The organism is Amycolatopsis sp. NPDC058986 (assembly GCF_042741125.1).
Classification (GTDB): Bacteria; Actinomycetota; Actinomycetes; order Mycobacteriales; family Pseudonocardiaceae; genus Amycolatopsis.
This window is the reverse complement of the sequence record NZ_JBHYJW010000082.1, coordinates 1-25,838: the sequence shown is the minus strand read 5'-3', so window position 1 is coordinate 25,838 and position 25,838 is coordinate 1. Positions and strand designations below refer to the sequence as shown.

The window sequence follows — 25,838 nt, the reverse complement described above, 5'->3', positions numbered from 1 at the left end:
TCACCCGTCCGTGACTCACTTGCGACTACGGTAGAAGGATGAGCCTTGGCGAGGAACGGGAGCTGGTGCCGCTGGGAGCCGGCTTCGACGTGGCGAAGCGCGGGTACAGCCGGGCACAGGTCGACGAGCACCTGGAGCGGCTGGACGGCGACCTGAAGATGCTCACCGCGGATCGGGACGCCGCCATCGCACAGGCGGGCGATCTGGCCAGGCAGCTGGAGATCGCCCGCGGCGAGATCGCGGACCTCCGCGGCCAGGTCGACCGGCTGGCACAGCCGCCGACGAGCGTGGAGGGCCTTTCCGAGCGCCTGCAGCGGATGCTGCGGCTGGCGCAGGACGAGTCCGCCGACACCAAGGCGCGGGCCGAGGCCGAGGCCGGGCACATCCGCGCCAAGGCCGAGACCGACGCGAGCGCCATGCGTGCCCGCTACGAACAGCTGCTCACCGAGCTCGACCTGCGGCGCAAGGAGATGGAAGCCGAGCACCGCAAGGTCCTCGAGGACGCGCGGGCCGAGGCGAAGGACATCACCGACAAGGCCAAGGCCGAGCGCGACCGGCTCGACGCCGAGTCCGAGGCGCGGCGCACGCAGGTCGAAGAGGACTTCGAGATCGCGATGGCCACGCGCCGCACCGAGGCCATGCGCGCGCTGGCCGAGCAGGAGGCGGCGAGCAAGGCCGAGGCCGCACGCCGCGTCCGCGAGGCGACCGAGGACGCGGCCGCGATCCGCGCGAAGGTGCTCGAAGAGGAGACCGCCGCGAAGGCGGACATCGAACGCCGCCAGCGCGAGTCGGTGGCCGACGCCAACAAGCGCAAGCAGGACTCGATCACCGAGGCCAACGCCCGGCTCGCCGAGGCAGCCGACGAGGCACGCCGACGCGTCCGCGTCGCCACCGAGGAGTCGAACCGGCGGATCTCCCAGGCCAACGAGCGCGTCGAATCGCTGCGGACGGTCCGCGCCGGGCTGGCCGAGCAGGTTCGCGCGGCCCGCACCGTGCTGGCCGAGGCGAGCACGGTCCTCGGCGACGAACCGGAGATCCCCGCCGAGCTCATGGCGCCCGCCGCCGGCACGTCCGTCAAGGCGCAGCCGAAGGCCGCCAAGCCGACCGTGAAGGCGTCGCAGAGCGGCGATTCGGAGAAGACGGTCCAGCTCAGCACCGCGAACGTGCCCAAGCCGCAGCCTTCACCCCGGCCATCCGGAGCGCAGAAACCGACTGGCGAGTAACCTACCTCCCGACAAGAGCGGCCGACGGCCCGCGCGGGTCCACTGGACCGGGCGTCGTCGCTGCTCACGCGGGAAGAGGCGAGCTTCGGTGGAGGTTGGCGCATGGCTGCATATCGGACCGTGGTGGTAGGGACGGACGGCTCGGACTCGTCGTTCGCGGCGGTCGACAGGGCGGCTTCGGTCGCCGGCGACTCGGGCGCGAAGCTGGTCATCACGTGCGCCTACTTCCCGGCCAGCAAGCAGGACGTCGAGAAGGCGCAGGACGTCCTCGGCGACGAGGCGTACCAGGTCGTCGGCTCGGCCCCGGCCGAGGACACGCTGCAGTCGGCCAGGGACCGCGCGGCGAAGGCGGGCGCGAAGGACATCGACACCGTCGCGGTCAAGGGCGAGCCGGTCGAGGCGCTGCGCAAGATCGTGTCGGAGCGCTCGGCCGACCTGCTGGTCGTCGGGAACCGCGGGCTCAACACCCTCGCCGGGCGCATCCTCGGCTCGGTGCCCTCGGAGGTGGCCCGCAAGTCCGGGGTGGACGTCCTGATCGTCCACACCACGTGACCGAATCCGGCGATCCCGTCGCGGGGGCCGAGCTCCAGCAACGGCTCGAGCGGATCCTCCTCGGCGGGAAACGCAAGTACGCCCGGGCCGAGGTCGCCGAGAAGGCCGGTGTGCCACCGGAACGTTCACTGCGGCTGTGGCGTGCGCTGGGCTTCGCCTCGGTCGGCGACGACGAGGTCGTCTTCACCGACGCCGACATCGACGCCGTCCGCACGGCGGACCAGCTCGTCCAGTCCGGGCTGATCGACCAGAGCGTCGAGGTGGCGGTGACCCGCGCGCTCGGCCAGCATCTGTCGCGGCTGGCCGAGTGGCAGGTGCACATGCTGTGGACGCTGATCACCGAACAGCCGGAGATGGCCGGGAGCGAGCGGCAGATCGCGCGGCTGGTCGACCGGCTGCTGCCCGAGCTGGAACAGGTGCAGAACTACGTCTGGCGCCGCCATCTCGCGGCCTACGCGGGCCGTGCGATGGCCACGGACGAGGACCTGGAGGAACGCACCGAGGTCGTCGGGTTCGTCGACATGGTGGGCTACACGCGGCTGACCCGGCAGATCGACGAGGACGAGCTGGGCCGCGTGCTCGACGCGTTCGAGTCGCTGACCACGGAGGTCATCGCGGAACAGCACGGGCGCGTCGTGAAGATGATCGGCGACGAGGTGCTCTTCGTCGCCGACTCCGCGGCCGACGCCGCCGAGATCGCGCTGGCGCTGACCGAACGGGCCGAGCAGTCGGACGATCTGCCCGGGGTCCGCGCGGGCATGGCGTCGGGCCGGATCCTGAGCCGCTACGGCGACGTGTACGGCTCGGTCGTCAACCTCGCGGCCCGGCTGACCTCGGTGGCCCGGCCGGGAACGATCCTCATCGACAAGCAGCTCGCCTCGGAACTGGAGGACGAGCCCGCGTACGACGTGCGCACCCGGCGCCCGGTCTCGGTCCGGGGCTACAACCGGCTGCGCCCCTCGGCGTTGCGGCGGGCGAAGACGGAACCCACCGGGATGTTCGCGAGCTCGCAGGAACTCGCGGCCGAAATGCTCGGCCTCACCGATCCGAACGAGGCGGCGGAGGAACCCCAGGACGACGTGCCTTCGGAGGACGCGGAAGTCCCGGCGGAGCAACGAAAACGCGGCAGGCGACGGCGGCTGCCGAGACTCCCGTGATTCTCCGTTATCCAGGCTGAAAATCGCCCTCCGCGGCGTGAAAAACTCCGGGCCCGCGAAACGTAACGCCCACCGGTGACAGACGACGTAGGTGACTACGCCCGCCACCGGAGTTCGGTGACAGCCGGTCGCCGGGTGATCGCCGAGAGAGCGGAGTACCCGTCATGACTTCGATCGCCGAGCGAAACCTGGACGCCCTGCGCGGTGCCCTGCGAGGAACGGTGCTCACCGAGGGGGATCCGGACTACGACCAGGCCCGCTCGGTCTGGAACGGGGAGATCGACCGGCGCCCCGCGGTGATCGCCCGCTGCGCGGGGCCGGAGGACGTCGTCGCCGCGCTCGCGTACGCCCGCGAACAGGGACTCGAGGTCGCGGTGCGCGGCGGCGGGCACAACTTCGGCGGCATGGCGGTGTGCGACCGCGGACTCGTGGTCGACCTGACGCCGCTGAAATCGGTCACGGTCGATCCGGACACCCGGGTCGTGCGCTGTGGCGCCGGGCTCACCTGGGCCGATCTGGACGCGGCCACCCAGCAGCACGGCCTCGCCGTCCCCGGCGGCACGGTGAGCCACACCGGCATCAGCGGCCTCACCCTCGGCGGCGGCATGGGCTGGCTCACCGGGGCGTTCGGACTGTCCTGCGACAACCTGAGCTCGGCACAGGTGGTGACCGCGGACGGCCGGATCCTGCGGGCCGCCGCCGACGAGCATCCGGATCTGTTCTGGGCGCTGCGGGGCGGCGGCGGGAACTTCGGCGTGGTGACCGAATTCGAGTTCCGCGCGCATCCGGTCGGCCCGCTGGTGCGGGTCGGGCTGTTCTTCTGGGGCGCCGCCGACGGCGTCCCCGCGCTCCGCCTCGCGCGGCGGATCGTCTCCGGCCTCGGCGAGGACTCGGGCGCGCTGATCGCCGGTCTCAACGCGCCCCCGGCGCCGTTCGTCCCGGACGAGTACCACTTCGCGCCGGGTTACGCGCTGATCGTCGCCGGCTTCGGCGGCGAGGACGCGCACGCGTCGATCGCCGACAACGTCCGGGAAGGCCTGACGCCGTTGTTCGAGATGGTCACGGAGATGCCGTACGTCGAACTCCAGAAGCTCATCGACGGCGCCGCGCCGTGGGGGATCCTGGCCTACGAAAAGGGCGCCTATGTGGACGATCTCTCCGAGGACGTCATCGCCGTGATCACCGAACACCTGCCGCGCCGGACCTCGCCGATGTCGATCATGCCGATCCTCCCGATGCAGGGCGCCTACACCACGGTTCCGGAGGAGGCGACCGCGTTCGGCGGCAGCAGGCGCGGAGGCTACGTGGTCAACATGGCCGGTCTCGCGACCGATCCCGCCGTGCACGCCGCCGAACGGGAGTGGGCCCGGACGTTCTGGGCGGCGCTGGCGCCACACGCGAGCAACTCCGCGGGCTATGTGAACTTCATGAACGAACAGGACCACGACCGGGTGCGGGCGTCCTACGGTGCGGAGAAGTACGAGCGGTTGTCCCGGATCAAGGCCGAGTACGACCCTGAGAACGTGTTCCACCGCAACGCGAACATCCGCCCGGCTCAGTGACGTCCCGTCTGTCCACAAAGGAGTAGATGGGAGGCCACGTCCAGTCCGCGCTAACGTCCCTTGCACGCCTTCATCGCCAGCACCGCCGGGGTCGGAGTACCGCCCTCGGCGAACCGTTCGAGCGTCAGCCCGGCGGCGAGGAACGCGTGCAGCAGCTCGGGCAGCGGACGATGCGTGGCGCCGACCTTGTCCCGGATTCCCCGATCCGTCCACGACTCCTTGGTCCAATGGCCGTCAAGGTATCCGGGACGAAGGACCACGGCGTCCAGGTCGCCGCGATCGGCGAACCCACCACAGAAACAGGGATGGACACCCACGTGCACGAACACCCCGCCCGGCCGCAGCACCCTGGCCACCTCGCGCAGCACCGCGGGATAGCCGGGCATGTCGGTGTGGACCATCATCGCGATGACCGCGGGCACGCTGTTGTCCTTCAGGGGTAGCCGTTCGGCGTCGGCCTTGGCGACGGGCAGCCTGTTTCGCGCATGACGCAGCATCCTGCCGGAAAGGTCGATCCCCACGGGAGTCCTCCCGAGGTCACGCACGCTGGCCGCGTGGACGCCGGTACCGCAGCCGATCTCCAGGCAAAGTCCGCCGCCCCGCCCGAGGAGGTCACGCAGCGCGGCGTCGATGCCGAGCGGATCGTCTCCCTTTCCTCGCCCGGCCCTCAGGAATTCCTCTTCGTACCAGTCCGCGATCTCGTCGTAGGCCGCTCGCATCATTCCAGCGGAGCACGGTTTCGACCTGTACCGCCACCGATTCCGCCCTGGGCTGAACCTCCCTTGCCACCGCCGCATGGGCTCCGAGAAGTCCTGCCTTGCGCAGCATCGGATTCGATACGTCAGGCGGTAAGGCAACCTCATATCGCCTGCCCCCAAACTCCTCCCAATGAGGAGTCCCGCATCGAATTTTCACCACATTCCTTGTACAGCAAGGAAAAGTGCGTGCTTCAGGTTCACCCGATCGATAGCACGCATGTTCGATCGGGCAACGTATCGTGGAGGTATGTCAGTCGACAGCAACACCTCCGCGACGCGCACCGAGTGGTGGCGCGAGGATGTCGGCTGCCTGCTGGACAGGCTCCTGGAGTCCGAGTGTGTGCAGCGCCGCGAAGCCGCTGTCCAGGGCGAGGTCATGGCCGAACTCGAACGCCGCGGCATACGCGACACCACCGGATACGGGAGTCTCGTGCGGTTGTTGCAGGAGACGTTGAACATTCCCTACGCCGAGGCGAAAGCACGGGCGGCGCGGGCACTGGCGCTCAACGGCACCCGCGACCTGACTTCCGGCGAGCAGCCGCCTACTGCGCCCGCGACCGCGCAGGCCGCTGCCGAGGGCGCGGTCGGGGCCGCGCAGATCGACGAGATCCTGCGGGTGCTGGACAAGCTTCCCCAGACCGTGTCGTTGGAGGATCGGGAGCAAGCGGAGAAAATTCTCGCCGAGCTGGCCCGCGCCGCCGGACCCCGAGAAATCCGCGCCGCCGGACGACGACTGCTCGCCCAGCTCGACCCCGACGGGAAAGAGCCCAAAACCCGGGAACCGAAACCCTTCCAGCCCGAGTTCTCCATCGCCCCGCACCGTGATGGCGGGCACCAGATCAAGGCACGCGTCGACGATGAGACTTCCGCGCGCTTACAAGCGATGCTGGATCCGCTCGCGAAGCCTCGCCCGGCCAATGAGGAAGAGGGCCGCGACACCCGAACCCAGTGGGAGCGGCGCGGGTGCGCGTTCTCGGAACTGGTGCGGATGTGGGCCGAACATCCCGATCTGCCGACGCAGGCCGGGGAAGCCACGCACATTGTCGTGACAGTCAGCTTGGAAGAGCTGCGGTCCGGGATCGGTCAGGCCACTCTCGATCTGCTCGGGGAGATCACCGCTGCCGAGGCGCGGCGGCTGGCCTGTGACGCCAAGATCATTCCGATGGTGCTGGGCTCGCACAGCGAACCCCTCGACGTGGGCCGGGCGCAACGGCTGGCCACCCCCGCCATCCGACGCGCACTCATCCGACGCGACGGAGGCTGCGCCTTCCCGGGCTGCGATGCGCCCGCTTACCGTTGTACGGCGCATCATGTGGTGTATTGGGCACACCATGGTGAGACCAAAGTGGACAATCTCGTGCTCGTATGTTCCGTCCACCACAAGCTCATCCACCATTCCGAATGGGAAGTCCGCATCACCACCGACGGACTCCCGGAATTCATACCGCCCGCCTGGCTTGACGCCACCCGCACACCCCGACGCAACACCATCCACCTACGAACCTAGGCCACTTCTAAGTTTTCTCCGGCTTGCGCCGACATCGACCACTTGAGTCTCGGAGCATCGGTGAGTCCTGCATGGGTAACCGAATGACCGTGGGCTTGGCCCGTCTTTGACGGACGTCTCTGACCAGAATGCGCCGAGTTCAAGGCTGAGATCGCCGGTATGTGCCTGCGTAGCGAGCGATCGAGACCGCAGGCCGTAGTTGGTTCGAGTTCACCGACTCGGCGGTGCACAACTGGAGCAAGCGGACCCAGATCGACGGTGGAACCCACGCGGAACTGGCCGCAACCGGTCACCCCACGGACACATCGGATCGCCCGGCTCGTGCACCCCAGGGCCTGCACGGCCGCACGCCCAGACGATGGCGCACCACCACCGTCCCCGCAGCCGCTCCCATCCGTGGCCTCTTCGGACGCGACTTCGCGTGTGCCACCACAACCATCAACCAAGGCTGGTGCGGCGACATCAGCTCGATCTGCCTGGGAAGGATGGCTTTACCCAGCCACGGTCATCGACCTCTCCTCCCGCCGGATTGTCGGCTGAGCGACCGCCGAGCACTGGTCATGGAGTCTCCGCGGACGGCACCGACGTCAGGATCGCTTGCTGAGCGGCCACCCCGCAGCCGCCGAGCTGGGCTCGGAACTCAGGCGTCGAAATCGACAGTGACGGTCTCCGAGACCGGGAGCGACTGGCAGGTGAGCACGAACCCGGCGTCCACTTCGGACTTTTCGAGGGCGAAGTTTCGCCGCATGTCCACCTTTCCCGAAGTCACCTTGGCGCGGCAGGTGCCGCACACGCCGCCCTTGCAGGCGAAGGGCAGATCCGGCCGGAAGCGTTGCGCGCCGTCCAGCACCGAGGTCTCGCGCGAGAGGCTCATGGAGGTGGAGCGGCCGTCCAGGATCAGGGTGACGTCACTGGCGGCACCTTCGACGCCTGGCTCCGGGTGCCGCACCGGCTCCGGCGGAAGATCGTCCACATAGAACAGTTCCTGGTGTACGCGGTCGCCGGGGACGCCCAGTGACGCCAGGAGTTCCTGGGCACCGGTCACCATGCCGAACGGGCCGCACAGCCACCAGTGTGCGACGTCGGAAACCGGCAGCAGCGCGGAGAACAGGGCCGACAGCTTCTCCGCGTCCAGCCGTCCGGTGAACAACTCGGCCTCGCGCGGTTCCCGGGACAGGACGTGCACGAGTTCCAGCCGGGACGGCCAGCGGTCCTTCAGATCGGCGAGTTCGTCGGCGAACATGACGGTGTCGGTGCGGCGGTTGCCGTACAGCACCGTCACCGTCGCGTCCGGCGAGCCGCCCAGCAGCGAAGCCACGATCGAGAGTACCGGGGTGATCCCGGAGCCGGCGGCGATCAGCACGTGGTGTCCCCCGGCCGCGAGGTCGGGCGTGAACGATCCGGCCGGCGCGGCGACCTCGATCTCGTCGCCCGGCCGGACGTCGTGCACCAGCCAGCTCGAGAAGAGCCCGCCCGGCACCTCGCGCACGCCCACTCGCGGCCGCTCCCCCGCCGCGGCACAGATCGAGTACGAGCGCCGCTCGTCGCGGCCGTCCACCGTCCGCCGCAGCGTGAGCGACTGACCGGGCCGGAAGTCGAACTCCGCCGCCAGCTCCGGAGGGACGTCGAAGGTGACGGCGACCGCGTCGGCGCACAGCCGCTCGACACCCGCCACGAGCAGGGTGTGGAAGGCGGTGCGCCGGGAAACCGTGGCAGTCACTCAGATCTCCTTGACGTGTTCGAACGGTTCGAGGCAGGACCGGCAGCGGCGCAGCGCCTTGCACGCGGTGGCGCTGAACCGCGACTGCTCCTCGGTGTCGGCCGAACCGCAGTGCGGGCACACGACCCGCGACACCGGCGCGCCCAGGGTGAGCGGGATCGGCCCGGATGGGCGCCGCGGCGCCGCGCCCGGCGGGGCGATCCCGGCGTCGGCCAGCTTCCGCCTGCCGGACTCGGTGATCCAGTCGCTCGACCACGCCGGGTCCAGCACGGTCCGGATCTCGATCTCGGCGTACCCCGCGTCCCGCAGCGCGTGCTCCAGATCGTCCCGCATGGTGTCCATGGCCGGGCAGCCGGTGTAGGTCGGGGTGATCGCGACCGTAACTCGACCGTCCACTTCGGACACGTCGCGCAGGACGCCGAGATCCGCGAGTGTCAGCATCGGCAGCTCGGGATCGGTGACCGTGGAAGCCACGGCGAGAGCGCTCACCATGTCGCACCCGGCGTCGCCCTGGCCACGCTCTGCAACTCGGCCAGCAGGAATCCCAGCTGCTCGGTATGCACGCCGTCCCGGCCCATCCGGCCGGACACGCCCGCGAGCGGACCCACCTCGGGACGAGACAGCGTCGCGGCGATCAGCGCTTGGTCGAGAACGGCGTCGAACTCCGGACGCACCGTCGCGGCGTCGACCAGTTCGACGGGGTGTGTCTCGAACAGTTCGCCGACGTACGGCCAGACCTCGTCGAGCCCTTCCCGCATGCGCTCGTGCGACAGCTCGGTGCCGTCGCCGAGGCGGACCAGCCAGCCGGCGGCGTACTCGCGGTGATAGGTGAGTTCCTTGACGCCCTTGGCCGCGATGGCCGCGAGCACCGGGTCCACACTGGACTCCGCCGACGTACTTCCTCCCGCGGAGGCGGCATCAGACTCAAGTCGCTGGAACAGGGCCAGCCGCCAGGTGGCGAACACGAACAGCCGCGCGATCAGGTGCCCGAAGTGGCCGCCGCCGAGTTCGGCGAGGCGAACGTTGCGGAACTCGTTCTCGGCTCGAAGAAACGCCAGCGCGTCCTCACCGCGGCCGGAGCCGTCGGCCTTGCCCGCGCGGGCGAGCAGGAGCCGCGCCTGACCGAGCAGATCGAGCGCGATGTTCGCGATCGCGACCTCGTCCTCCAGCTCGGGCGCGTTCGTGCACCACTCCTGCAGCCGGTGCGAGAAGATCAGCGCGTCGTCGCCGAGCATCAGGCAGTACGCCGCCAGCGCCGCACCGTCCACACCGGACGGAACCGTGGTGTCCACTCCGGACAGCGGATCGTCGAACCCAGTACCGAAGGCCCACCGCGCGTCGTTCTCTTCGGTGATCGCCTCGTAGACGTTATCGAAAGACACAGCAACTCATCCCTCAGATGTGGGGGACGTTCTCGGGAATGTCGTAGAACGTCGGATGCCGGTAGACCTTGTCCCCGCTGGGCGCGAAGAACGGGTCCTTCTCGTCCGGGCTCGACGCGGTGATGTGCTCCGCGCGCACGACCCAGATCGACACGCCCTCGTTGCGCCGGGTGTAGAGGTCACGGGCGTGGTGCAGCGCCATCTCGTCGTCGGCCGCGTGCAGCGAGCCGACGTGCACGTGGTTCAGCCCGCGCTTGCCGCGGACGAACACCTCGTACAGCGGCCAGTCGTGTTTCATCGCCGAGCCTCCTGCTTCCGTGCGTGGGCGACGGCCGCCGCACGCACCCATTCGCCGTCCTCGTGCGCGCGACGCCGGTGCGCGATCCGCTGCGCGTTGCAGGGACCGTTGCCTTTCAACACGTTCTTGAACTCGCCCCAGTCGACGGCGCCGAAGTCGTAGTGTTCGCGTTCGGCGTTCCACTTCAGGTCCGGGTCGGGGAAGGTGACACCCAGCGCCTCCGCCTGCGGCACCGACATGTCGACAAAACGCTGGCGCAGCTCGTCGTTGGTGTGCCGCTTGATCTTCCACGCCATGGACTGCGCGGTGTTCGGCGAGTCCGCGTCGGGCGGGCCGAACATCATCAGCGACGGCCACCACCAGCGGTTCACCGCCTCCTGCACCATCTCCCGCTGCTGCTCGGTGCCACGCATCATCGTCATCAGCAGCTCGTAGCCCTGCCGCTGATGGAACGACTCCTCCTTGCAGATGCGGATCATCGCCCGCGCGTACGGCCCGTACGAGCTGCGGCACAACGGGACCTGGTTGCAGATCGCCGCGCCGTCGACGAGCCAGCCGATCACGCCGACGTCGGCGAAGGTCAGCGTCGGATAGTTGAAGATCGACGAGTACTTCTGCCGCCCGGTGATCAGCTTGTCCGTCAGGTCCGCGCGATCCGCGCCCAGTGTCGCCGCCGCCGAGTACAGGTACAGCCCGTGGCCGGCCTCGTCCTGCACCTTCGCCAGCAGGATCGCCTTGCGCCGCAAGGAAGGCGCGCGGGTGATCCAGTTACCCTCCGGCTGCATGCCGATGATCTCCGAATGCGCGTGCTGCGCGATCTGCCGGATCATCGTCTTGCGGTAGCCCTCGGGCACCCAGTCACGCGGCTCGACGCGCTGGTCGCGCTCGATGGTGTGCTCGAAAAGCTGCTCCAAGTCCTTTTCGGACGGTGCTTGTCCGGAGACTGTCGCGGTCATGGCTGCTCCTTCGAGACCAGGGTCAGCACGTCATACTTCGCGACCGACTCGCCCGCGGCGTTGGTGACGTCGGCGTCCCAACGGACCTCGCCGTAGTCCTGGTCGATGCGCGGGGTGATCTGCTTCGCGGTCAACGTCACGGTCAGCTCGTCCCCGGCCTTGACGGGCGTGAGGAACCGCAGGTTCTCCAGGCCGTAGTTGGCCAGCACCGGGCCCGGCTCCGGCGAGACGAACAGGCCCGCCGCGAAGGAGACGATGAGATAGCCGTGCGCGACGATGCCGCCGAACAGCGGGTTCGCGGCGGCGGCCTCGGGGTCGGTGTGCGCGTAGAAGGTGTCCCCGGTGAACTCGGCGAAGTGGTCGATGTCGGCGCGGGTGACCGGACGCGGCCCGGCGACCACCGAGTCGCCGATCTTCAGCTCCGCCAAGGACTTCCGGAACGGGTGGACGCCTTCCTCACGCGGCGCGCCCGCGACCCAGCGACCGGTGACGGCGCTGAGCGCGGCGGGCGAGCCCTGGACGGCGGTGCGCTGCATGTGGTGCAGCACGCCGCGGACGCCACCCATCTCCTCGCCACCACCCGCGCGGCCGGGGCCGCCGTGCACGAGTTGCGGCATCGGCGAACCGTGGCCGGTGGACTCCTTGGCGTCTTCGGCGTCGAGCACCAGCAGACGTCCGTGGTAGGGCGCGGTGCCGAGCACGACGTCGCGCACGAATTCCTTGTCCGCGCTCACGATCGACCCGGCCAGGCTGCCGCCACCGCGTGCGGCCAGCTCGACGACCTGCTCGACGGAGGTGTACGGCAACAGCGTCGACACCGGCCCGAAGGCCTCGACCTCGTGTGGCTCCGAGCGTTCCGGGTCGGCCTTGAGCAGCACCGGGGAGATGAACGCGCCACGCTGGGCGTCGGCGTCCACCACGTCCACCGTCTCGGGGTCACCGAAGACCACGCTGCCCGCGTCGAGCAGCGCCTTGAGCGAGCGACGGACCTCCTCGCGCTGCTCCAGACTGGCGAGCGCGCCCATCCGGACGCCTTCGGACGCGGGGTTCCCGACGGTGGTCTTCGCCAACCGCGCGCTCGCCGCGGCGGCGACGTCGTCCAGCAGTTCGGCGGGCACGAACGCGCGGCGGATCGCGGTGCACTTCTGCCCCGCCTTGACCGTCATCTCGGTGACGAGCTGCTTGACGTAGAGGTCGAACTCCGTGGTCCCCGGCTTCGCGTCCGGACCGAGGATCGAGCAGTTCAGCGAGTCGGCCTCGGCGGTGAACCGGACGGCGTTGCGGACGATCGCCGGGTGTGCGCGCAGCTTCCGCGCGGTGGAGGCGGACCCGGTGAACGAGACGAGGTCCTGCGCGGTCACGTGGTCGAGCAGGTCGCCGACGCTCCCGGCGACGAACTGCACCGACCCCTCGGGCAGGATGCCGGACTCGATGATCAGCTCGACCAGGCGCGCGGTCAGGTACGCGGTCTGGCTGGCGGGCTTGATCAGGCTCGGCACCCCGGCGAGGAACGCGGGCGCGAGCTTCTCCAGCGGGCCCCACACCGGGAAGTTGAACGCGTTGATCTGGATCGCGACCCCGCGCAGCGGCGTGCAGATGTGCTGCGCGACGAAGGTGCCACCCCGGCTCAGCTGCTCGACGTTGCCGTCGACGTACACCGTGGCGTTGGGCATTTCGCGCTTGCCCTTGCTGGAGTAGGCGAACAGCGTGCCGAAGCCGCCGTCGATGTCGAACTTCGAGTCACCGAGCGTCGCGCCGGTCTTGGCCGACAGCGCGTACAGCTCCTCACGGTGCTCACGCAGATGCGAGGCGAGCGCCTTGAGCAGCGCGGCCCGCTGGTGGAACGTCAGCTCGCGCAGCGCGGGACCGCCGACCCGGCGGCCGTACTCCAGCGCGGCCGCGAAGTCGACGCCGGCCGAGGAGATCCGGGCGACCTCCTCGCCGGTGGCCGCGTCGTGCAGCGGTACGCCGTCGTCCGTGGCGGTGTGCCACTCGCCGGAAACGTAACTGCGGAGCAATGCCATGGGGTCCGACCCTCTCAGTCTGTCGTGCGGCTGCGTGGTGGCGAGGTGCGCTGGCGCCCGAATTACTTACCGTACGTTCGGTAATTCGCCATCCTAGCTGGCGCTCCGGCGCCCGCCAAGCCCTGCCGTGTTGACCAGCCCAAACGGGCGAGCGTCACCCGGAGATCGATTTATGCGAGACCGTGACTGACGGGTGACGACTGCTTGCTCTGGGTGTCCGACTCCGCCACGCTGTGCACATGAAACTTCGGAAGCTCACCGAGGGCTGCAACCTCGATCAGTGTCCTGCCGTCTACCTGTCCGATAGTGGCACGGTCGTCTTCCAGGGCGATCTCGTGACCGACGCCTCCGGATTGCGGCTCGGCACCGGAGAACAAGCCGTGGAACTGCCGCTGGGCGTCGTACTGCAGGCGATCCCCGAGTTGCCCAAGGGGGTGTGATGTCGCTGTCGAACGAAGAGGTGTCCGCGCTCTTTCGCGAGTTCAAGCGATCAGCGTTCCGTCTGGAGACGTTGCAGACCTACACCATCCCGAGCGAGCAAGCGTCTTTCCAGCGATTTCTGGCCGGGAAACCGCAACTGGAAGGTTACGGCAAAGCGTGGCATGAACTCATTCAAAATCATGTCGAAGCCGGAAGGAGCGTGCAGCGCGCCAAAATAGTTCGACGGCCGTTGACCGACTACAGTCGCTACTTGCTCTCGTGGGGCGTTCCCGCCAACATCAACGCTGGTGAGGACTATCAGATCCTCGACCTCACCGACCGCACCGTCGACCTGCCGGAACAGGACTTCTGGCTGTTCGACGACGAGACGGTACTGCTGCTCAACTTCAACCCGGATGGCACCTTGCGAGACCGCGCGCTTGCCGACGCTGCCGACTTGGACCAGTATCGGCGCTGGCGCGACCTGGCGCTGTCCGAAGCTGTGCCCTGGAGCGAGTATCGACCTGAATGATCCCAACACCGGCAGCGATCTAGGAGAAATACTCCGGCAGCTCCGTAAAGCGGCCAGCCTCTCAGGGGAGCGGCTGGCCCTTCGGTGCGCCATGTCGCAGTCCACGATCAGCCGAGTCGAACGTGGCAAGCTCCTGCCCAGCGTCACCGACGTGGAGCGAATACTCACAGCGCTGGAAGTACCACGCGAAGCTGCCGACAAGATTATCGCGTTGGCCCGGCGGGCCAATGTCGAGCATGTCTCCGTCCGAGCACTGGCAGAAAAAGGTCTGTGGCGGAATCAGCTCGAACTCAAGGCGCTGACCGAAAATTCCAGCGTGGTGCGGTCGTTCCTGCCAGTTATGCCAAGCGGCCTGCTGCAAGTCCCTGACTACGCACGCGCCGTACTGTCACCAACGATACCGAACTCGGTAGCACGAGATGTGGAGAAGGCCGTCGCCGCCCGCCTTGATTGGCAAAACGTGCTCGACAGGCCGACACACAAGTTCTTCTTCCTCATGACGGAACAAGCGGTGAGGTTGCGCAGAGCAGATCGAGACGTCATGGCCCGGCAGTGTGCACACATGGCCGAAGTTTCCGAACGCCAGAACATCGAGATCGCGGTAGTTCCCTTGACCACGCGGGTACCGGATGCACCCATGAACACCTTCCTCGTCCTTGATGATCGGATGGTGATCGTCGAACTCTTCTCCGGCAGAGTCGTTCTTCGTGACTACCGAGATGTCCGGTATCACCTCGAGCACTTCGACCTCTTCTACAGTCATGCGCTGACGGGCGATCGGGCGCGGGCGTTTCTGCTCTCCGCGCGCGATGAGTTCCTGTGAGCCCGTACACGGAGGAATTCGCGATGCCCCTAACCGACGACGAGGTCGACGCCCTGTTCGACGGCTACAAGCACTCGGCGTTCCGCCTGGAGACGTTGCAGGTCTACCGCACTCCCGGATTCGAGGACTCGACACGGCAGTTCCTGTCAGGCGAGCCGATGCCGGAGGGATTCAACGCCGACTGGCACGAGACGGTTCGGGGCTACGTCGCCGCTGGGAAGACCATGCAACGGGCCAAGGTGGTACGACGACCGCTTTCCGACTACACCCGCTGCCTGCTCTCCTGGGGTGTTCCCGGAAACATCGCGGCGGGCGAGGACTACCACATCCTTGATCTCACCGACCGTGCATTTGACCTGCCGGACCACGACTTCTGGCTCTTCGACGACGAAACAGTGCTACTGCTCGACTTCAACGCGGACAGCACGCTCAAGGACTGGGAACTGGCCGATCCCCGCGATCTGGACCGGTACCGGCGGTGGCGCGACCTTGCGCTCGCCGAGGCCGTCCCCTGGAGTGAATATCGGCTGCCCTAACCGGTTTATGTGAGACCCTGACCAAAACTCGCCGCCGCGCGCAGCCGTTTCCTACCGTCATCGGCATGGGCGAGAAATGCGAGTGCGGCGCTCGGCAACGGGGGCCGAAGAAGCAGTGGAGCCCGTTCGCCGACGGCTCGTTCCGGCTCTCGGCTGACGACACCGTCTGGATCCTCCGGCCGACACCGCGGAGCAAGTATCCGTGGCTGCTCAGCGGCGGCGACGGGATCACGCAGGAGGTCACCGCGCGGGACGCCGCGGAAGCCCAGTCGCGGGCCGAGTTCTGGCTCGACATCAGCAGGCTGTTCCCCCGGCCCCTCAGCGCGACGCCGACCACGAACGTGGGTACCTGAGCGGACGACACGCGTACCCGGACGGACGACACGCGTACGCGGGTGGACGACACGACCGGCCCGGCACGCGGGGCGTCCGACCTTGACACCGGGCCCCGGCTCTGCCTTTACTGATCGGCACCATGGGTGACCGTCCATTCGGTCGGGAATTCTCGAACGGAGGGACCGAGGTGTCAGCGAACGCCGCACACGCCATGTTCGAGGCCGACGAGGCCTCCCGCGCGCTCGGCATCGAGCTGATCGAAGCCGGGGACGGGCACGCCGTAGCGAGCATGAAGATCACCGCGTCGATGGTCAACGGGCACGACATCGCGCACGGCGGCTACGTCTTCCTGCTGGCCGACACCACGTTCGCCCTCGCGTGCAACAGCCACGGCCCGGTCACCGTCGCGGCGGGCGCCGACATCACCTTCGTCGCCGCCGGACGGCTGGGCGATCACCTCGTCGCCACCGCGACCGAGCGCACCCGCTACGGCCGCAACGGTATCTACGACGTCACCGTGCACCGGGAGACCCCCGGCGGGCCGGAGACGGTCGCCGAGTTCCGCGGCCGCAGCCGCACCATCGAAAAGTCCCGGGACGCGTGATGACCGACCTCGACGCCGCCGAGCGGCTGTCCGCCGACGAACTGGCCGCACTCCAGCTGGATCGTCTACAGTGGACACTCCGGCATGCCTACGCCAACGTGCCGTGCTACACGAAGAAGTTCGACGAGGCCGGGGTGCATCCCGACGACTGCCGCGAACTGGCCGACCTGGCGAAGTTCCCCTTCACCACCAAGGAAGACCTGCGGCAGAACTACCCGTTCGGGATGTTCGCCGTGCCGCGGTCCGAGGTCCGGCGCGTCCACGCCTCCAGCGGCACTACCGGGAAACCGACCGTGGTCGGCTACACCGAGGACGACCTCGACACCTGGGCGACCGTGGTGGCGCGCTCGATCCGCGCCGCCGGCGGGCGTCCCGGCGACAAGGTGCACGTCGCCTACGGATACGGCCTGTTCACCGGCGGGCTCGGCGCGCACTACGGCGCCGAAAAGCTCGGCTGCACGGTGATTCCGGCGTCCGGCGGGATGACGGCGCGCCAGGTCCAGCTGATCACCGACTTCGAGCCGGAGATCATCATGGTCACCCCGTCGTACCTGCTGACACTGCTGGACGAGTTCGAGCGCCAGGGCGTCGACCCGAAGAGCAGTTCGCTGCGCGTCGGGATCTTCGGCGCCGAGCCGTGGACCGAGCAGATGCGCGCGGAAATCGAGGAACGGTTCGCGATCGACGCCGTCGACATCTACGGGCTGTCGGAGGTGATGGGCCCCGGTGTCGCACAGGAGTGCGTGGAAACCAAGGACGGCCTGCACATCTGGGAGGACCACTTCTACCCCGAGGTGATCGACCCGTTCACCGAGGAGGTGCTGCCCGGCGGCTCCGAGGGCGAACTGCTGTTCACCTCGCTCACCAAGCAGGCCATGCCGATCATCCGCTACCGCACGCGCGATCTGACCCGGCTGCTGCCGGGCACCGCGCGGCCCGCGTTCCGGCGGATGGCGAAGGTGACCGGCCGCAGTGACGATCTGATCATCCTGCGTGGCGTCAACGTGTTCCCGACCCAGATCGAGGAGATCGTGCTGCGGACCGGCGGGCTCAGCCCGCACTTCCAGCTGGTCCGTTCGACGCGCGGCCGGCTGGACCACCTTACCGTGCGGGTCGAGGCGCGGCACGACGCGTCGCCGGAACTGCGCGCACGCGCGACGGTCGAACTCGGTGCGGGGATCAAGGACGGCGTCGGGATCAGCGTCGAAGTGAACGTCGTGGACCCGGACACGCTGGAACGGTCGCTGGGCAAGATGCGCCGTGTCATCGACGAGCGGGACAAGCCGTGACGGCGCCCGCGCGGCGCGGCAGGCCGGGCTACGACCTCGAATCGCTGTTGCAGGTGGCGGTCAAGCTGTTCAACGAGCGCGGCTACGACGGCACCAGCATGGAGGACCTCTCCCGCAAGCTCGGCATCACGAAATCCGCCATCTACCACCATGTTTCGAGCAAGGAGGAGCTGCTGCGGCTCGCGGTGGACCGCGCGCTGAACGGGCTGTTCGCGGTCGCGGCCGAGCTGGACACGATGGACGGACGGGCCATCGACCGGCTGGAGTACCTCGTGCGCGGCAGCGTCGCGGTGCTGGCCGAGCAACTGCCGTTCGTGACGCTCCTGCTGCGCGTGCGCGGCAACACGAAGGCCGAGCGGGCGGCACTCGCCCGGCGGCGCGAGTTCGACCGGCTGGTGACCGAACTGGTGAAGGAAGCCGAGGCCGAGGGCGACGTGCGGCCGGACATCGATCCCGCGGTCACCGCGCGGCTGTTGTACGGCATGGTGAACTCGCTGATCGAGTGGTACAAGCCGCGCCGCGGCGGAAGCGCGGACGAACTGGCCGACGCGGTGTGCAAGATCGCCTTCCACGGTCTGCGGACCTGAGCTCACTCCCCCGCAGCCTTCGGCGGACGTCCCGCCTGCCACAGCAGCGCCTCGCGGAGCTGTTCGATCAGGTACTCGTCGTCGTCTTCGGAGGGGTCGGCACCGATCGGGATCCAGCGTTCGGACACCTTGCTGCCCGCTTCGTAACTGGTGATGACGATTCCGGCGTAGGACACGGAAAGGTCCTCGCGCGATTCATCGTCGGCACTGTCGCCGAAGCAGACCTGCCGATGCTGCAGACGAACGCTCACCCAGCGTCCGGACGACGAGGCTGGACCGCCTGCCGCGCTGCTCATGGGCTCCTACCCAAGACAACCACCCCCAGCTTCCCGCCTTCTCGTCGCGCCGCGGGGCAAGGAAGTTACCCACGGGTTGTTCCGGTTGGATAACGTCACGGCCGGTTATGGAACACTCGGCGGCGATTGTTTCCGGAGGCTCTTGACAACGGGTCAACAACTTGTTGACACGGCACCGGCGGCGGGTGAGGCTGGGAGGATGACCACCGGCACGAAGGCGCCGTCCGGCGCCAGGAGACGACGGCTGGAGCCCGCCGAACGCCGGGCCGAGATCCTGGCCGTCGCGCGGCGGCTGTTCGGCGCGGGCAGCTACGATTCGGTGTCCACTTCGGACATCGCGGAGGCGGCGGGCGTGGCCAGGCCGCTGATCAACCACTACTTCGGCGGCAAGCGCGAGCTGTACCTGGAAGTCGTGCGGCAGATGATGATCGTGCCCGCGCCGGTCGCCGAGGCCCTGCCGGACGCCTCGATGGAGGAGCGGCTCGCGATCGGCGTCGATCGCTGGATCGACGTGATCGAGCGCAATCGCGACGCCTGGCTCACCGTGATCGCTGCCGGGCGCGACGCCGAGATCGAGCAGATCATCCTGGAGGGCGACGAGATCGCCGCCGACCGGGTGCTCGAAGCCGCGCTGATGTCCGACGTCACCGAAGGCCGCGAGCAGCTGCGCGCGATGATCCGGTCCTGCGGCGAAATGCTGCGGGCGGCCTCGCGGGAATGGCTCGTGCGGGGCACGCTCGACCGGGCGACGCTGCGCACGTTCGTCACCGAGACGATCCTGAGCCTGCTGAAGGTGACCTACCCAGCGGTCCTCGCGGCGCGTTCCGGCGCGCGTACGCCGCCGGGGTCATCCCCGTCCAGCGCTTGAACGCGTAGATGAAACTGGACGCCTCGGCGTACCCGAGGCGCAACGCGACGTCCTCCACCGACAGCGCGCCGGTGTCGAGCATCTCCTCGGCCAGCGTCTGCCGGACCTCGTCGACGAGCACGCGGTAGCCGGTGCCCGCCTCGGCGAGCCGCCGGCGCAGCGTCCGGGGACTGACCGTGAGCTGGCGGGCGATCTCGTCCATGCCCGCGTCGACACCGCCGAGCCGCACCAGCCGTTCGCGGACCAGCTGGGAAATCCCGGAGCGATGGCGTTTCCTGGCCACCAGCGCCTCGCACTGCGCGGCACACAACGCGACCGTCTGCTCGTTGGCCTGCGGTAGCGGGTACGTCAGGTAGCGCGCGTCGAGCACAGCTCGGTGCGTTTCACGGGAGAAGCTCGGCCGGACACCGAAAGTGTCCACATAGGAATCCACAGTGGATGACCCGGAATGGCGGCACTCCAGCGCTTTCAACGTGATCTCGGGCAGAAGGTCCCGCATCACCGTGTGGATCGCGCCGTGGTCGCGCAGCACGAGGAAGCGAGCGACGTCGGCGGGGACGCGGGAATCGTCCATGGTGAGGCTGATCTCGCCGGCGCCGACGCTGACGTGCGGGATGCAGAACGTGAAGCTGAGGTCGAGGAACCGCAGGGCGAACAACACCGCGTCCCGCAGCGTCGGACTGCTGATACAGGCGAAGCCGAAGATGCCGAACGTGGTGACGCGGTAGCGGCGGGCGAGTTCGAGCGCGAGGTCGTCGGCGTCGCCGAGTTCGCCGATCAGCGCGCGGACGACCGCCAGCTCCTGACGCGCGTCGATCTGGAGACCGTGGTCGGTCAGCTGGGCCGGGTCCAGCGACGTGCCGGCCAGCAGCCGGGCGGGCGGAACGCCGTGGTCCTCGGCGAACCGGGTCATCAGCAGGATGCTCGCGGTGCCGCGCGGGAAGTCCCAGTCCGCCACGGCCGGGGCCGCCAGCTCTGCCATGGCCGGAATTATGGATCAGACCGCGGCACGACGCCATCCCGATCTAGGACCCGAGTTGTCCGGTATCGCGGTTAGGGTGGCGCTCATGCTGGGGAAGACACTGAGCCACCGGGCCCTCAACCGCGCGACGCTGGAACGGCAGCTGCTGCTGCGCCGGGCGAAGATGTCCGCGCTGGAGGCCGTCGAGCATCTCGCCGGGTTGCAGGCGCAGGCACCGTCGCCGCCGTACTACGCGCTGTGGGCGCGGCTGCACGGCTTCCGGCAGGAGGAGCTTTCCGGCCTGCTGACCTCGCGGGAGGTGGTCCGGATGGTGCTGATGCGCGGCACGGTGCACCTGGTCACGGCCGCGGACGCGCTCGCGTGGCGACCGCTGGTGCAGGTGATCATGGACCGGGATCTGCTCTCGAACACCCAGCACGCCAGGGGTATCGCGGAGCTCGACCACGCCGAGGTCGCGGCCTTCGCCAGGAAGCTGCTCGCCGCGCGGCCGCATTCGAGCGCCGAACTCGGTGCCGCACTCGAAGAACGCTGGCCCGGCGTTCCGACGTCGTCGCTCACCCACATCGCGCGCGGCCTGCTGCCGCTGGTGCAGATCCCGCCGCGCGGCCTGTGGGGCAAATCCGGGCAGCCGACGTACCAGACCGCCGACGACTGGCTGGGCGCGCCGCTCGACGCGCGGCCGTCCGCTGCGCGACTGGTCGAGCGCTACCTGGCGGCGTTCGGCCCGGCGACGGTCGCGGACGCGCAGACGTGGGCGGGCGTCACCCGGCTCGGCGAGGTCGTCGACGACATGCGTTCGCGGCTGCGGGTGTTCCGCGATCCGGACGGCCGCGAGCTGTTCGACCTGCCCGACGCACCGCTGCCGCCCGACGACACGCCCGCTCCGCCACGTCTCCTGGGCCCGTTCGACCAGACCCTGCTTTCGTACGCGGCACGGACGCGGATGATCAGCGACGAGTACCGGAAACGCGTCATCACGCAGAACGGCCTGGTCAAGGGCACCGTGCTGACCGGTGGGTACGTCCGCGGCTTCTGGGAGATCAAGACCGCGCGGCGCGTCGCGGCGCTGACCGTGACGCCGTTCGAACGGCTGCCGAAGCGGGACGCCTCTGCGTTGGAGAGCGCGGCCGCCCGGCTGCTGCGCTGGGCCGAACCGAATGCGGAATCCCACGAGATCCGCTTCGACCCCGTGTCCTGAGAATGGATAGTAGGACGGGAGGTTGTCAGGCGGACTCCTCAGGATCATTCTTCTGCTCATCCACACGTCTCATCTGGCGCAGTTCACCGCCGTAATCCTTCGGCACCTTGCGGCGGGCGGCGTAGACCAGCCGGGCGACCAAGCGGGACCGAGGCGTGTGCCAGTGATCGGCTCCTCGATTCGGGTCGGACAGCAAATCCACGTAGAAGTTTCGGCGACGATAAGGCCGCACCCCCTTGCCGCTGGTGGTGTTGAAATACCAGCGGCGACCGGAATTGTCTTCGAACACGACACGAACCACGTCCACACGCCACCGATTTATATCGAACGTGTGTGAGTATCCACCCCAGTCATTACTCCGTGGCACGATCGCGAGGAGCTCCAGAAGCAGGTCGTTGCGCAAGACGGGAGTTCCCGCCAGCTTCACAGCTTCGCCAAGGCCGGGTTCTATGATGCCGACGTTCTTGAACACCCAGATCGAGGACCGGTAGTTCCATGACCTCGCCACCGGCACCATCGATTCAAGGTTCCACCGTTCGACCGTCGCGGCTATGACATACCGGAGCTCGACGATCTGGATGGGCAGTCCGCTGTCGTTCTTGACCAAGAACATCGGTGTGGTATTACCCCCCAGGGGATCGAGGCCGAAATCGTCAGCCCACAAGCCGACTTTCTCGACCTGCCGCCGCTGTCGTTCCCGGCGATCACGAACGAACACGATGTATCCGAGCAGAAACGATCCGGCGGATACCCAAGCTGGCACTGTTCCCCAGTCCACCATCGCCACAGGTGACCCTAGCATTTCCGATAACTACAGAAAGTGACTAAAAGTAAGCCAAGAGTACTCGCGCACCTCGTGCGCCACTTCGCCGCACACGCATCTGGCCGACGCGCCGGGGTACCGCAAAGCTGGCCGGAAATCTCGATCGGGTGACCGGTCGTGTCCTACCGGACCAGGCGTGAGCTGGGTAGCTTCCCTGGAATGAGCAGTGCGGCGGAGTCGAAGAGGACGACGGCGGCGGGACCGTCGGTGGTGATCGTGGGCACCGGGTTCGGCGGGGTCGGGACGGCGGTCGAGCTCAAGCGCGCGGGGTTCGGCAACTTCACGGTGCTCGAGAGCGCGAGTGAGCCCGGCGGTGTCTGGCGGGAGAACACCTACCCTGGCGCGGCCTGCGACATCCCGTCGCCGCTGTACTCCTTCTCCTACGAGCCCAACCCGCACTGGCCACAGCGTTACTCGCAGCAGCCCGACATCCACGCGTACCTCAAGCGCGTCATCGCCAAGTACGGGCTCGGACCGCATATCCGGTACGGCACCGAGGTCACCGGCGCGGCGTTCGACGAGGCGCGGGGCAAGTGGCGCGTCGAAACGAGCGGCGGCGAGACGTATGAGGCCGACGTGTTCGTGCCCGCCGTCGGGCAGCTTTCCCGGCCCGCGTGGCCGGACATCCCGGGGCGCGACACGTTCGAGGGCACGAGTTTCCACTCCGCGCAGTGGGACCACGACTGCGATCTGCGCGGCAAGCGCGTGCTCGTGATCGGGACCGGCGCGAGCGCGATCCAGTTCGTGCCCACGGTGCAACGCCAGGCGGGCAGGCTCACGATCTTCCAGCGGACGCCGCCGTACATCATGGCCAAGCACGACACGACCTACCGCCGCTGGCAGAAGTGGCTTTTCGAGCACGTGCCACCCACGCAGCTGTTCGGCAGGCTGCGCATCTTCCTGCTCGCCGAGTACGCGACCTACGGGATGACACGGCATCCCGTGCTGGCCAAGATCTTCGAGCTGCGCACGGCCCAGCTGCGCCGCCGCTACATCAAGGATCCCTTGCTGCGCAAGAAGATCACCCCTTCCTATCCCCTGGGTTGCAAACGGATTCTCTTCACCAACGACTACCTCCCGACTCTCGCACAGCCGAACGTAACAGTCAGCACCGACAAAATCGCCGAGGTCACCCCGCGCGGGGTGCGGACCGCGGACGGCGTCGAGCACGAGGCGGACGTTCTCATCTACGGAACCGGGTTCGCGGCGACCGATTTCCTGGGCAGGCTCAAGGTGCTCGGGCTCGGCGGCCGGTCGTTGCAGGACGAGTGGGCCGGTGGGGCGCGCGCGTATCTGGGCATGACGGTGCCCGGGTTCCCGAACCTCTTCTGCGTCTACGGACCGAACACCAACCTCGGCGCGGGTTCCATCATCTACATGATCGAGCGGCAGGCCCGGTACATCCGCCAGGCCGTCGAGCACCTCGCCCGGCCCGATATGTCCTATGTGGACGTCCGGCCCGAGGTCGAGGAGCAGTACGACAAGGAAGTCCAGCGGCGGCTCGGGCACAGCGTCTGGTCGGACTGCACGAGCTGGTACCGCCAGGCCGACGGGCGGGTCACGACGAACTGGCCCGGCCTGGTCACCGAGTACGACCGCCGCACCCGCCGCTTCGACGCGGCCGACTACCGGATGGTGAGCTCCCGATGAACGCCTTCGATTACGACGTCCTGGTCATCGGCTCGGGGTTCGGCGGCAGCGTCACCGCGTTGCGGCTGACCGAGAAGGGCTACCGCGTCGGCGTGCTGGAGACCGGCCGCCGGTTCGCCGACCACGAGTTCGCGAAGACCTCGTGGCGGGTCCGGAAGTACTTGTGGGCGCCCAGATTCGGCTGTTTCGGCATCCAGCGGCTGACGTTGCTCAAGAACACGTTCGTGATGAGCGGCTCCGGCGTCGGCGGCGGTTCGCTCGTCTATGCCAACACGCTCTACGAGCCGCCCGACGCCTTCTACCGCGACCCGCAGTGGGCGCACATCACCGACTGGAAGTCCGAGCTGGCGCCGTACTACGACCAGGCCAAGCGCATGCTCGGCGTCGTCGAGAACCCCGCGACGACCCCGGCCGACCGGGTGCTGCGCGAGGTCGCGGACGACATGGGCATCGGCCACACCTACCATCGCACGCCAGTCGGCGTGTATTTCGGCGAGGCGGGCACGAAACCCGGTGAGGTGCCCGATCCGTTCTTCGGCGGCGCCGGGCCCTCGCGGCACACCTGCACGCTGTGCGGCGAATGCATGACCGGCTGCCGCGTCGGGGCGAAGAACACGACCGTCAAGAACTACCTCTACCTGGCCGAACGCGCCGGGGCCAAGGTGCATCCGCTGACCACGGCGATATCCGCGCGGCCGATCGACGGCGGGTACGCGGTCGACACCGAACGCACCGGCCGGTGGGTCCGCAAGCAGCAGCGGACGTTCACCGCCGAGCAGGTCGTATTCGCGGCCGCTTCCCTTGGTACACAACGGCTTCTGCATCGACTGCGGGACACCGGAGTGCTGCCGAAGGTGTCGGAGCGTTTGGGTTTGCTGGCGCGCACGAACTCCGAGGCCGTGCTGGCGGCGAAGTCGCTTCGCAAGGACAACGACTTCACCCGTGGCGTCGCGATCACGTCGTCGATCCATCCGGACGCGGTGACCCACGTCGAGCCGGTGCGCTACGGCAAGGGCAGCAACTTCATGAGCCTGCTGACCACCGTGCTCGTCGACGCCGAGACCGGCAAACGGCGCTGGGTGCTCGGCCTGCGTCAGCTCCGGAAACAATGGCGGGACGTCGTCCGGCTGCACAACCCGCGGCACTGGTCGGAGCGGACGGTCGGGCTGCTGGTGATGCAGACGCTGAACAACTCCGTGACCACGTATACGAAACGGGGCCTGTTCGGCCGCCACATGAGCACGAAACAGGGCGAGGGCGAGCCGAACCCGGAGTGGATCCCGGCCGGGCACGAGATCGCGCGACGGGTCGCGGAGAAGATCGACGGCCTGCCGCAGGGCGCGTGGACGGAGCTGGCGAACATCCCGGTCACCGGGCATTTCATCGGCGGCTGCGCGATCGGCGACTCGGCCGGCAGCGGTGTCGTCGATCCGTACCAGCGGCTGTTCGGGCATCCGGGGCTGCACATCGCGGACGGTTCGGCGATCTCGGCGAACCTCGGCGTGAACCCGTCGCTGACGATCACGGCGCAGGCCGAGCGCGCGATGTCCTTGTGGCCCAACAAAGGCGAGCCCGACCCACGCCCACCGCTCGGCTCCGCCTACCGGCGGCTCACCCCGATCGCCCCGAAGAACCCCGTCGTCCCGCACGACGCCCCCGGTGCCCTCCGTCTGCCCGTCACCCCCGCTTCCTGACCTGCCGTTAAGGCCACCTTACGGGCGTCAGACGCCCGTATGGTGGCCTAACCGGCATTTC

At 68.3% G+C, this 25,838-nt stretch carries 27 protein-coding genes; 17 read left to right on the top strand and 10 right to left on the bottom strand.

Annotated elements, in window-relative coordinates; all coding sequences use genetic code 11:
- Positions 1-38 precede the first annotated feature (38 nt).
- The 4 genes from ACFW0G_RS41230 to ACFW0G_RS41215 all read left to right on the top strand — a co-directional run bounded on the left by ACFW0G_RS41230 (position 39) and on the right by ACFW0G_RS41215 (position 4,494).
- A complete protein-coding gene (locus ACFW0G_RS41230; RefSeq protein WP_378330981.1) occupies positions 39-1,223 on the top strand; it encodes a chromosome segregation protein in 1,185 nt (394 codons plus the stop codon).
- 102 nt (positions 1,224-1,325) lie between these two features.
- Positions 1,326-1,775 (top strand): universal stress protein, encoded by a 450-nt coding sequence (locus ACFW0G_RS41225; protein ID WP_378330980.1) that lies wholly within the window; start codon positions 1,326-1,328, stop codon positions 1,773-1,775.
- Complete coding sequence (locus tag ACFW0G_RS41220; protein WP_378330979.1) at positions 1,772-2,932, top strand: adenylate/guanylate cyclase domain-containing protein; 1,161 nt, start codon at positions 1,772-1,774, stop codon at positions 2,930-2,932. Before ACFW0G_RS41225 ends, ACFW0G_RS41220 begins: the two co-directional genes overlap by 4 nt.
- Positions 2,933-3,096: 164 nt before the next feature.
- Positions 3,097-4,494 carry an FAD-binding oxidoreductase gene (locus ACFW0G_RS41215; protein WP_378330978.1) on the top strand — a complete coding sequence of 466 codons (1,398 nt, stop codon included), beginning with the start codon at positions 3,097-3,099 and terminating at the stop codon, positions 4,492-4,494.
- 50 nt (positions 4,495-4,544) lie between these two features.
- Here ACFW0G_RS41215 and ACFW0G_RS41210 read toward each other — a convergent pair whose 3' ends face one another.
- Complete coding sequence (locus ACFW0G_RS41210) at positions 4,545-5,213, bottom strand: class I SAM-dependent methyltransferase (RefSeq protein ID WP_378330977.1); 669 nt, start codon at positions 5,211-5,213, stop codon at positions 4,545-4,547.
- 286 nt (positions 5,214-5,499) lie between these two features.
- Between ACFW0G_RS41210 and ACFW0G_RS41205 the strand changes: the two genes are divergently transcribed.
- Positions 5,500-6,759, top strand: coding sequence for a DUF222 domain-containing protein (locus tag ACFW0G_RS41205; RefSeq protein ID WP_378330976.1), 1,260 nt, complete (start codon positions 5,500-5,502; stop codon positions 6,757-6,759).
- 640 nt (positions 6,760-7,399) lie between these two features.
- Here the strand turns inward: ACFW0G_RS41205 and paaE are convergent.
- The 6 genes from paaE to paaZ are packed head-to-tail and all read right to left on the bottom strand — an operon-like array spanning position 7,400 to position 13,139.
- Positions 7,400-8,479: a 1,2-phenylacetyl-CoA epoxidase subunit PaaE gene (gene paaE / locus ACFW0G_RS41200; RefSeq protein WP_378330975.1), complete on the bottom strand. Its 1,080-nt coding sequence runs from the start codon at positions 8,477-8,479 to the stop codon at positions 7,400-7,402.
- Complete coding sequence (paaD, locus tag ACFW0G_RS41195; protein WP_378330974.1) at positions 8,480-8,971, bottom strand: 1,2-phenylacetyl-CoA epoxidase subunit PaaD; 492 nt, start codon at positions 8,969-8,971, stop codon at positions 8,480-8,482. It lies immediately after the preceding gene.
- Complete coding sequence (gene paaC, locus ACFW0G_RS41190; RefSeq protein WP_378330973.1) at positions 8,965-9,861, bottom strand: 1,2-phenylacetyl-CoA epoxidase subunit PaaC; 897 nt, start codon at positions 9,859-9,861, stop codon at positions 8,965-8,967. Before paaC ends, paaD begins: the two co-directional genes overlap by 7 nt.
- A gap of 13 nt (positions 9,862-9,874) precedes the next feature.
- The gene (gene paaB, locus ACFW0G_RS41185) at positions 9,875-10,159 is read right to left on the bottom strand and encodes a 1,2-phenylacetyl-CoA epoxidase subunit PaaB (RefSeq protein WP_378330972.1); all 285 of its coding nucleotides are present in this window, start codon (positions 10,157-10,159) and stop codon (positions 9,875-9,877) included.
- Positions 10,156-11,115, bottom strand: a complete 960-nt coding sequence (paaA, locus tag ACFW0G_RS41180) for a 1,2-phenylacetyl-CoA epoxidase subunit PaaA (protein ID WP_378330971.1) — start codon at positions 11,113-11,115, stop codon at positions 10,156-10,158. Before paaA ends, paaB begins: the two co-directional genes overlap by 4 nt.
- Entirely contained in the window at positions 11,112-13,139 is a 2,028-nt protein-coding gene (gene paaZ / locus ACFW0G_RS41175; protein ID WP_378330970.1) for a phenylacetic acid degradation bifunctional protein PaaZ, read from the bottom strand. The genes paaA and paaZ overlap by 4 nt, the downstream gene beginning before the upstream one ends.
- Before the next feature lie 239 nt (positions 13,140-13,378).
- Between paaZ and ACFW0G_RS41170 the strand changes: the two genes are divergently transcribed.
- The 8 genes from ACFW0G_RS41170 to ACFW0G_RS41135 all read left to right on the top strand — a co-directional run bounded on the left by ACFW0G_RS41170 (position 13,379) and on the right by ACFW0G_RS41135 (position 18,266).
- A complete protein-coding gene (locus ACFW0G_RS41170) occupies positions 13,379-13,579 on the top strand; it encodes a hypothetical protein (protein WP_378330969.1) in 201 nt (66 codons plus the stop codon).
- Positions 13,579-14,091 (top strand): DUF6879 family protein, encoded by a 513-nt coding sequence (locus ACFW0G_RS41165; protein WP_378330968.1) that lies wholly within the window; start codon positions 13,579-13,581, stop codon positions 14,089-14,091. The genes ACFW0G_RS41170 and ACFW0G_RS41165 overlap by 1 nt, the downstream gene beginning before the upstream one ends.
- Entirely contained in the window at positions 14,060-14,914 is an 855-nt protein-coding gene (locus ACFW0G_RS41160; RefSeq protein ID WP_378330992.1) for a helix-turn-helix domain-containing protein, read from the top strand. The genes ACFW0G_RS41165 and ACFW0G_RS41160 overlap by 32 nt, the downstream gene beginning before the upstream one ends.
- Positions 14,915-14,937: 23 nt before the next feature.
- Positions 14,938-15,450: a DUF6879 family protein gene (locus tag ACFW0G_RS41155; protein WP_378330967.1), complete on the top strand. Its 513-nt coding sequence runs from the start codon at positions 14,938-14,940 to the stop codon at positions 15,448-15,450.
- A gap of 65 nt (positions 15,451-15,515) precedes the next feature.
- Complete coding sequence (locus tag ACFW0G_RS41150; protein ID WP_378330966.1) at positions 15,516-15,803, top strand: hypothetical protein; 288 nt, start codon at positions 15,516-15,518, stop codon at positions 15,801-15,803.
- Between the two features lie 194 nt (positions 15,804-15,997).
- Positions 15,998-16,390, top strand: a complete 393-nt coding sequence (paaI, locus tag ACFW0G_RS41145) for a hydroxyphenylacetyl-CoA thioesterase PaaI (protein ID WP_378330991.1) — start codon at positions 15,998-16,000, stop codon at positions 16,388-16,390.
- Positions 16,390-17,679, top strand: coding sequence for a phenylacetate--CoA ligase PaaK (gene paaK, locus ACFW0G_RS41140; protein ID WP_378330965.1), 1,290 nt, complete (start codon positions 16,390-16,392; stop codon positions 17,677-17,679). The genes paaI and paaK overlap by 1 nt, the downstream gene beginning before the upstream one ends.
- Positions 17,676-18,266 carry a TetR/AcrR family transcriptional regulator gene (locus ACFW0G_RS41135; protein ID WP_378330964.1) on the top strand — a complete coding sequence of 197 codons (591 nt, stop codon included), beginning with the start codon at positions 17,676-17,678 and terminating at the stop codon, positions 18,264-18,266. Before paaK ends, ACFW0G_RS41135 begins: the two co-directional genes overlap by 4 nt.
- A 2-nt stretch (positions 18,267-18,268) precedes the next feature.
- On the opposite strand, the gene ACFW0G_RS41130 is transcribed toward ACFW0G_RS41135, so the two are convergent.
- Positions 18,269-18,562, bottom strand: coding sequence for a hypothetical protein (locus ACFW0G_RS41130; protein WP_378330963.1), 294 nt, complete (start codon positions 18,560-18,562; stop codon positions 18,269-18,271).
- A gap of 199 nt (positions 18,563-18,761) precedes the next feature.
- On the opposite strand from ACFW0G_RS41130, the gene ACFW0G_RS41125 reads away from it, so the two are divergent.
- The gene (locus ACFW0G_RS41125) at positions 18,762-19,430 is read left to right on the top strand and encodes a TetR/AcrR family transcriptional regulator (RefSeq protein ID WP_378330962.1); all 669 of its coding nucleotides are present in this window, start codon (positions 18,762-18,764) and stop codon (positions 19,428-19,430) included.
- On the opposite strand, the gene ACFW0G_RS41120 is transcribed toward ACFW0G_RS41125, so the two are convergent.
- Positions 19,327-20,412, bottom strand: a complete 1,086-nt coding sequence (locus ACFW0G_RS41120) for an AraC family transcriptional regulator (protein ID WP_378330961.1) — start codon at positions 20,410-20,412, stop codon at positions 19,327-19,329. The two genes, ACFW0G_RS41125 and ACFW0G_RS41120, sit on opposite strands and share 104 nt — an antisense overlap.
- Before the next feature lie 85 nt (positions 20,413-20,497).
- Between ACFW0G_RS41120 and ACFW0G_RS41115 the strand changes: the two genes are divergently transcribed.
- Positions 20,498-21,610, top strand: coding sequence for a winged helix DNA-binding domain-containing protein (locus ACFW0G_RS41115; protein WP_378330960.1), 1,113 nt, complete (start codon positions 20,498-20,500; stop codon positions 21,608-21,610).
- A 25-nt stretch (positions 21,611-21,635) separates the two neighbouring features.
- Here ACFW0G_RS41115 and ACFW0G_RS41110 read toward each other — a convergent pair whose 3' ends face one another.
- Positions 21,636-22,397: a hypothetical protein gene (locus ACFW0G_RS41110; RefSeq protein WP_378330959.1), complete on the bottom strand. Its 762-nt coding sequence runs from the start codon at positions 22,395-22,397 to the stop codon at positions 21,636-21,638.
- A gap of 195 nt (positions 22,398-22,592) precedes the next feature.
- Here ACFW0G_RS41110 and ACFW0G_RS41105 point away from each other — a divergent pair, with 195 nt between their 5' ends.
- Both ACFW0G_RS41105 and ACFW0G_RS41100 read left to right on the top strand, forming a co-directional pair.
- On the top strand, positions 22,593-24,083 hold the full coding sequence (locus tag ACFW0G_RS41105; RefSeq protein ID WP_378330958.1) for a flavin-containing monooxygenase: 1,491 nt from the start codon (positions 22,593-22,595) through the stop codon (positions 24,081-24,083).
- Positions 24,080-25,777, top strand: a complete 1,698-nt coding sequence (locus ACFW0G_RS41100) for a GMC oxidoreductase (RefSeq protein ID WP_378330957.1) — start codon at positions 24,080-24,082, stop codon at positions 25,775-25,777. Before ACFW0G_RS41105 ends, ACFW0G_RS41100 begins: the two co-directional genes overlap by 4 nt.
- The last annotated feature ends 61 nt before the right edge of the window (positions 25,778-25,838 follow it).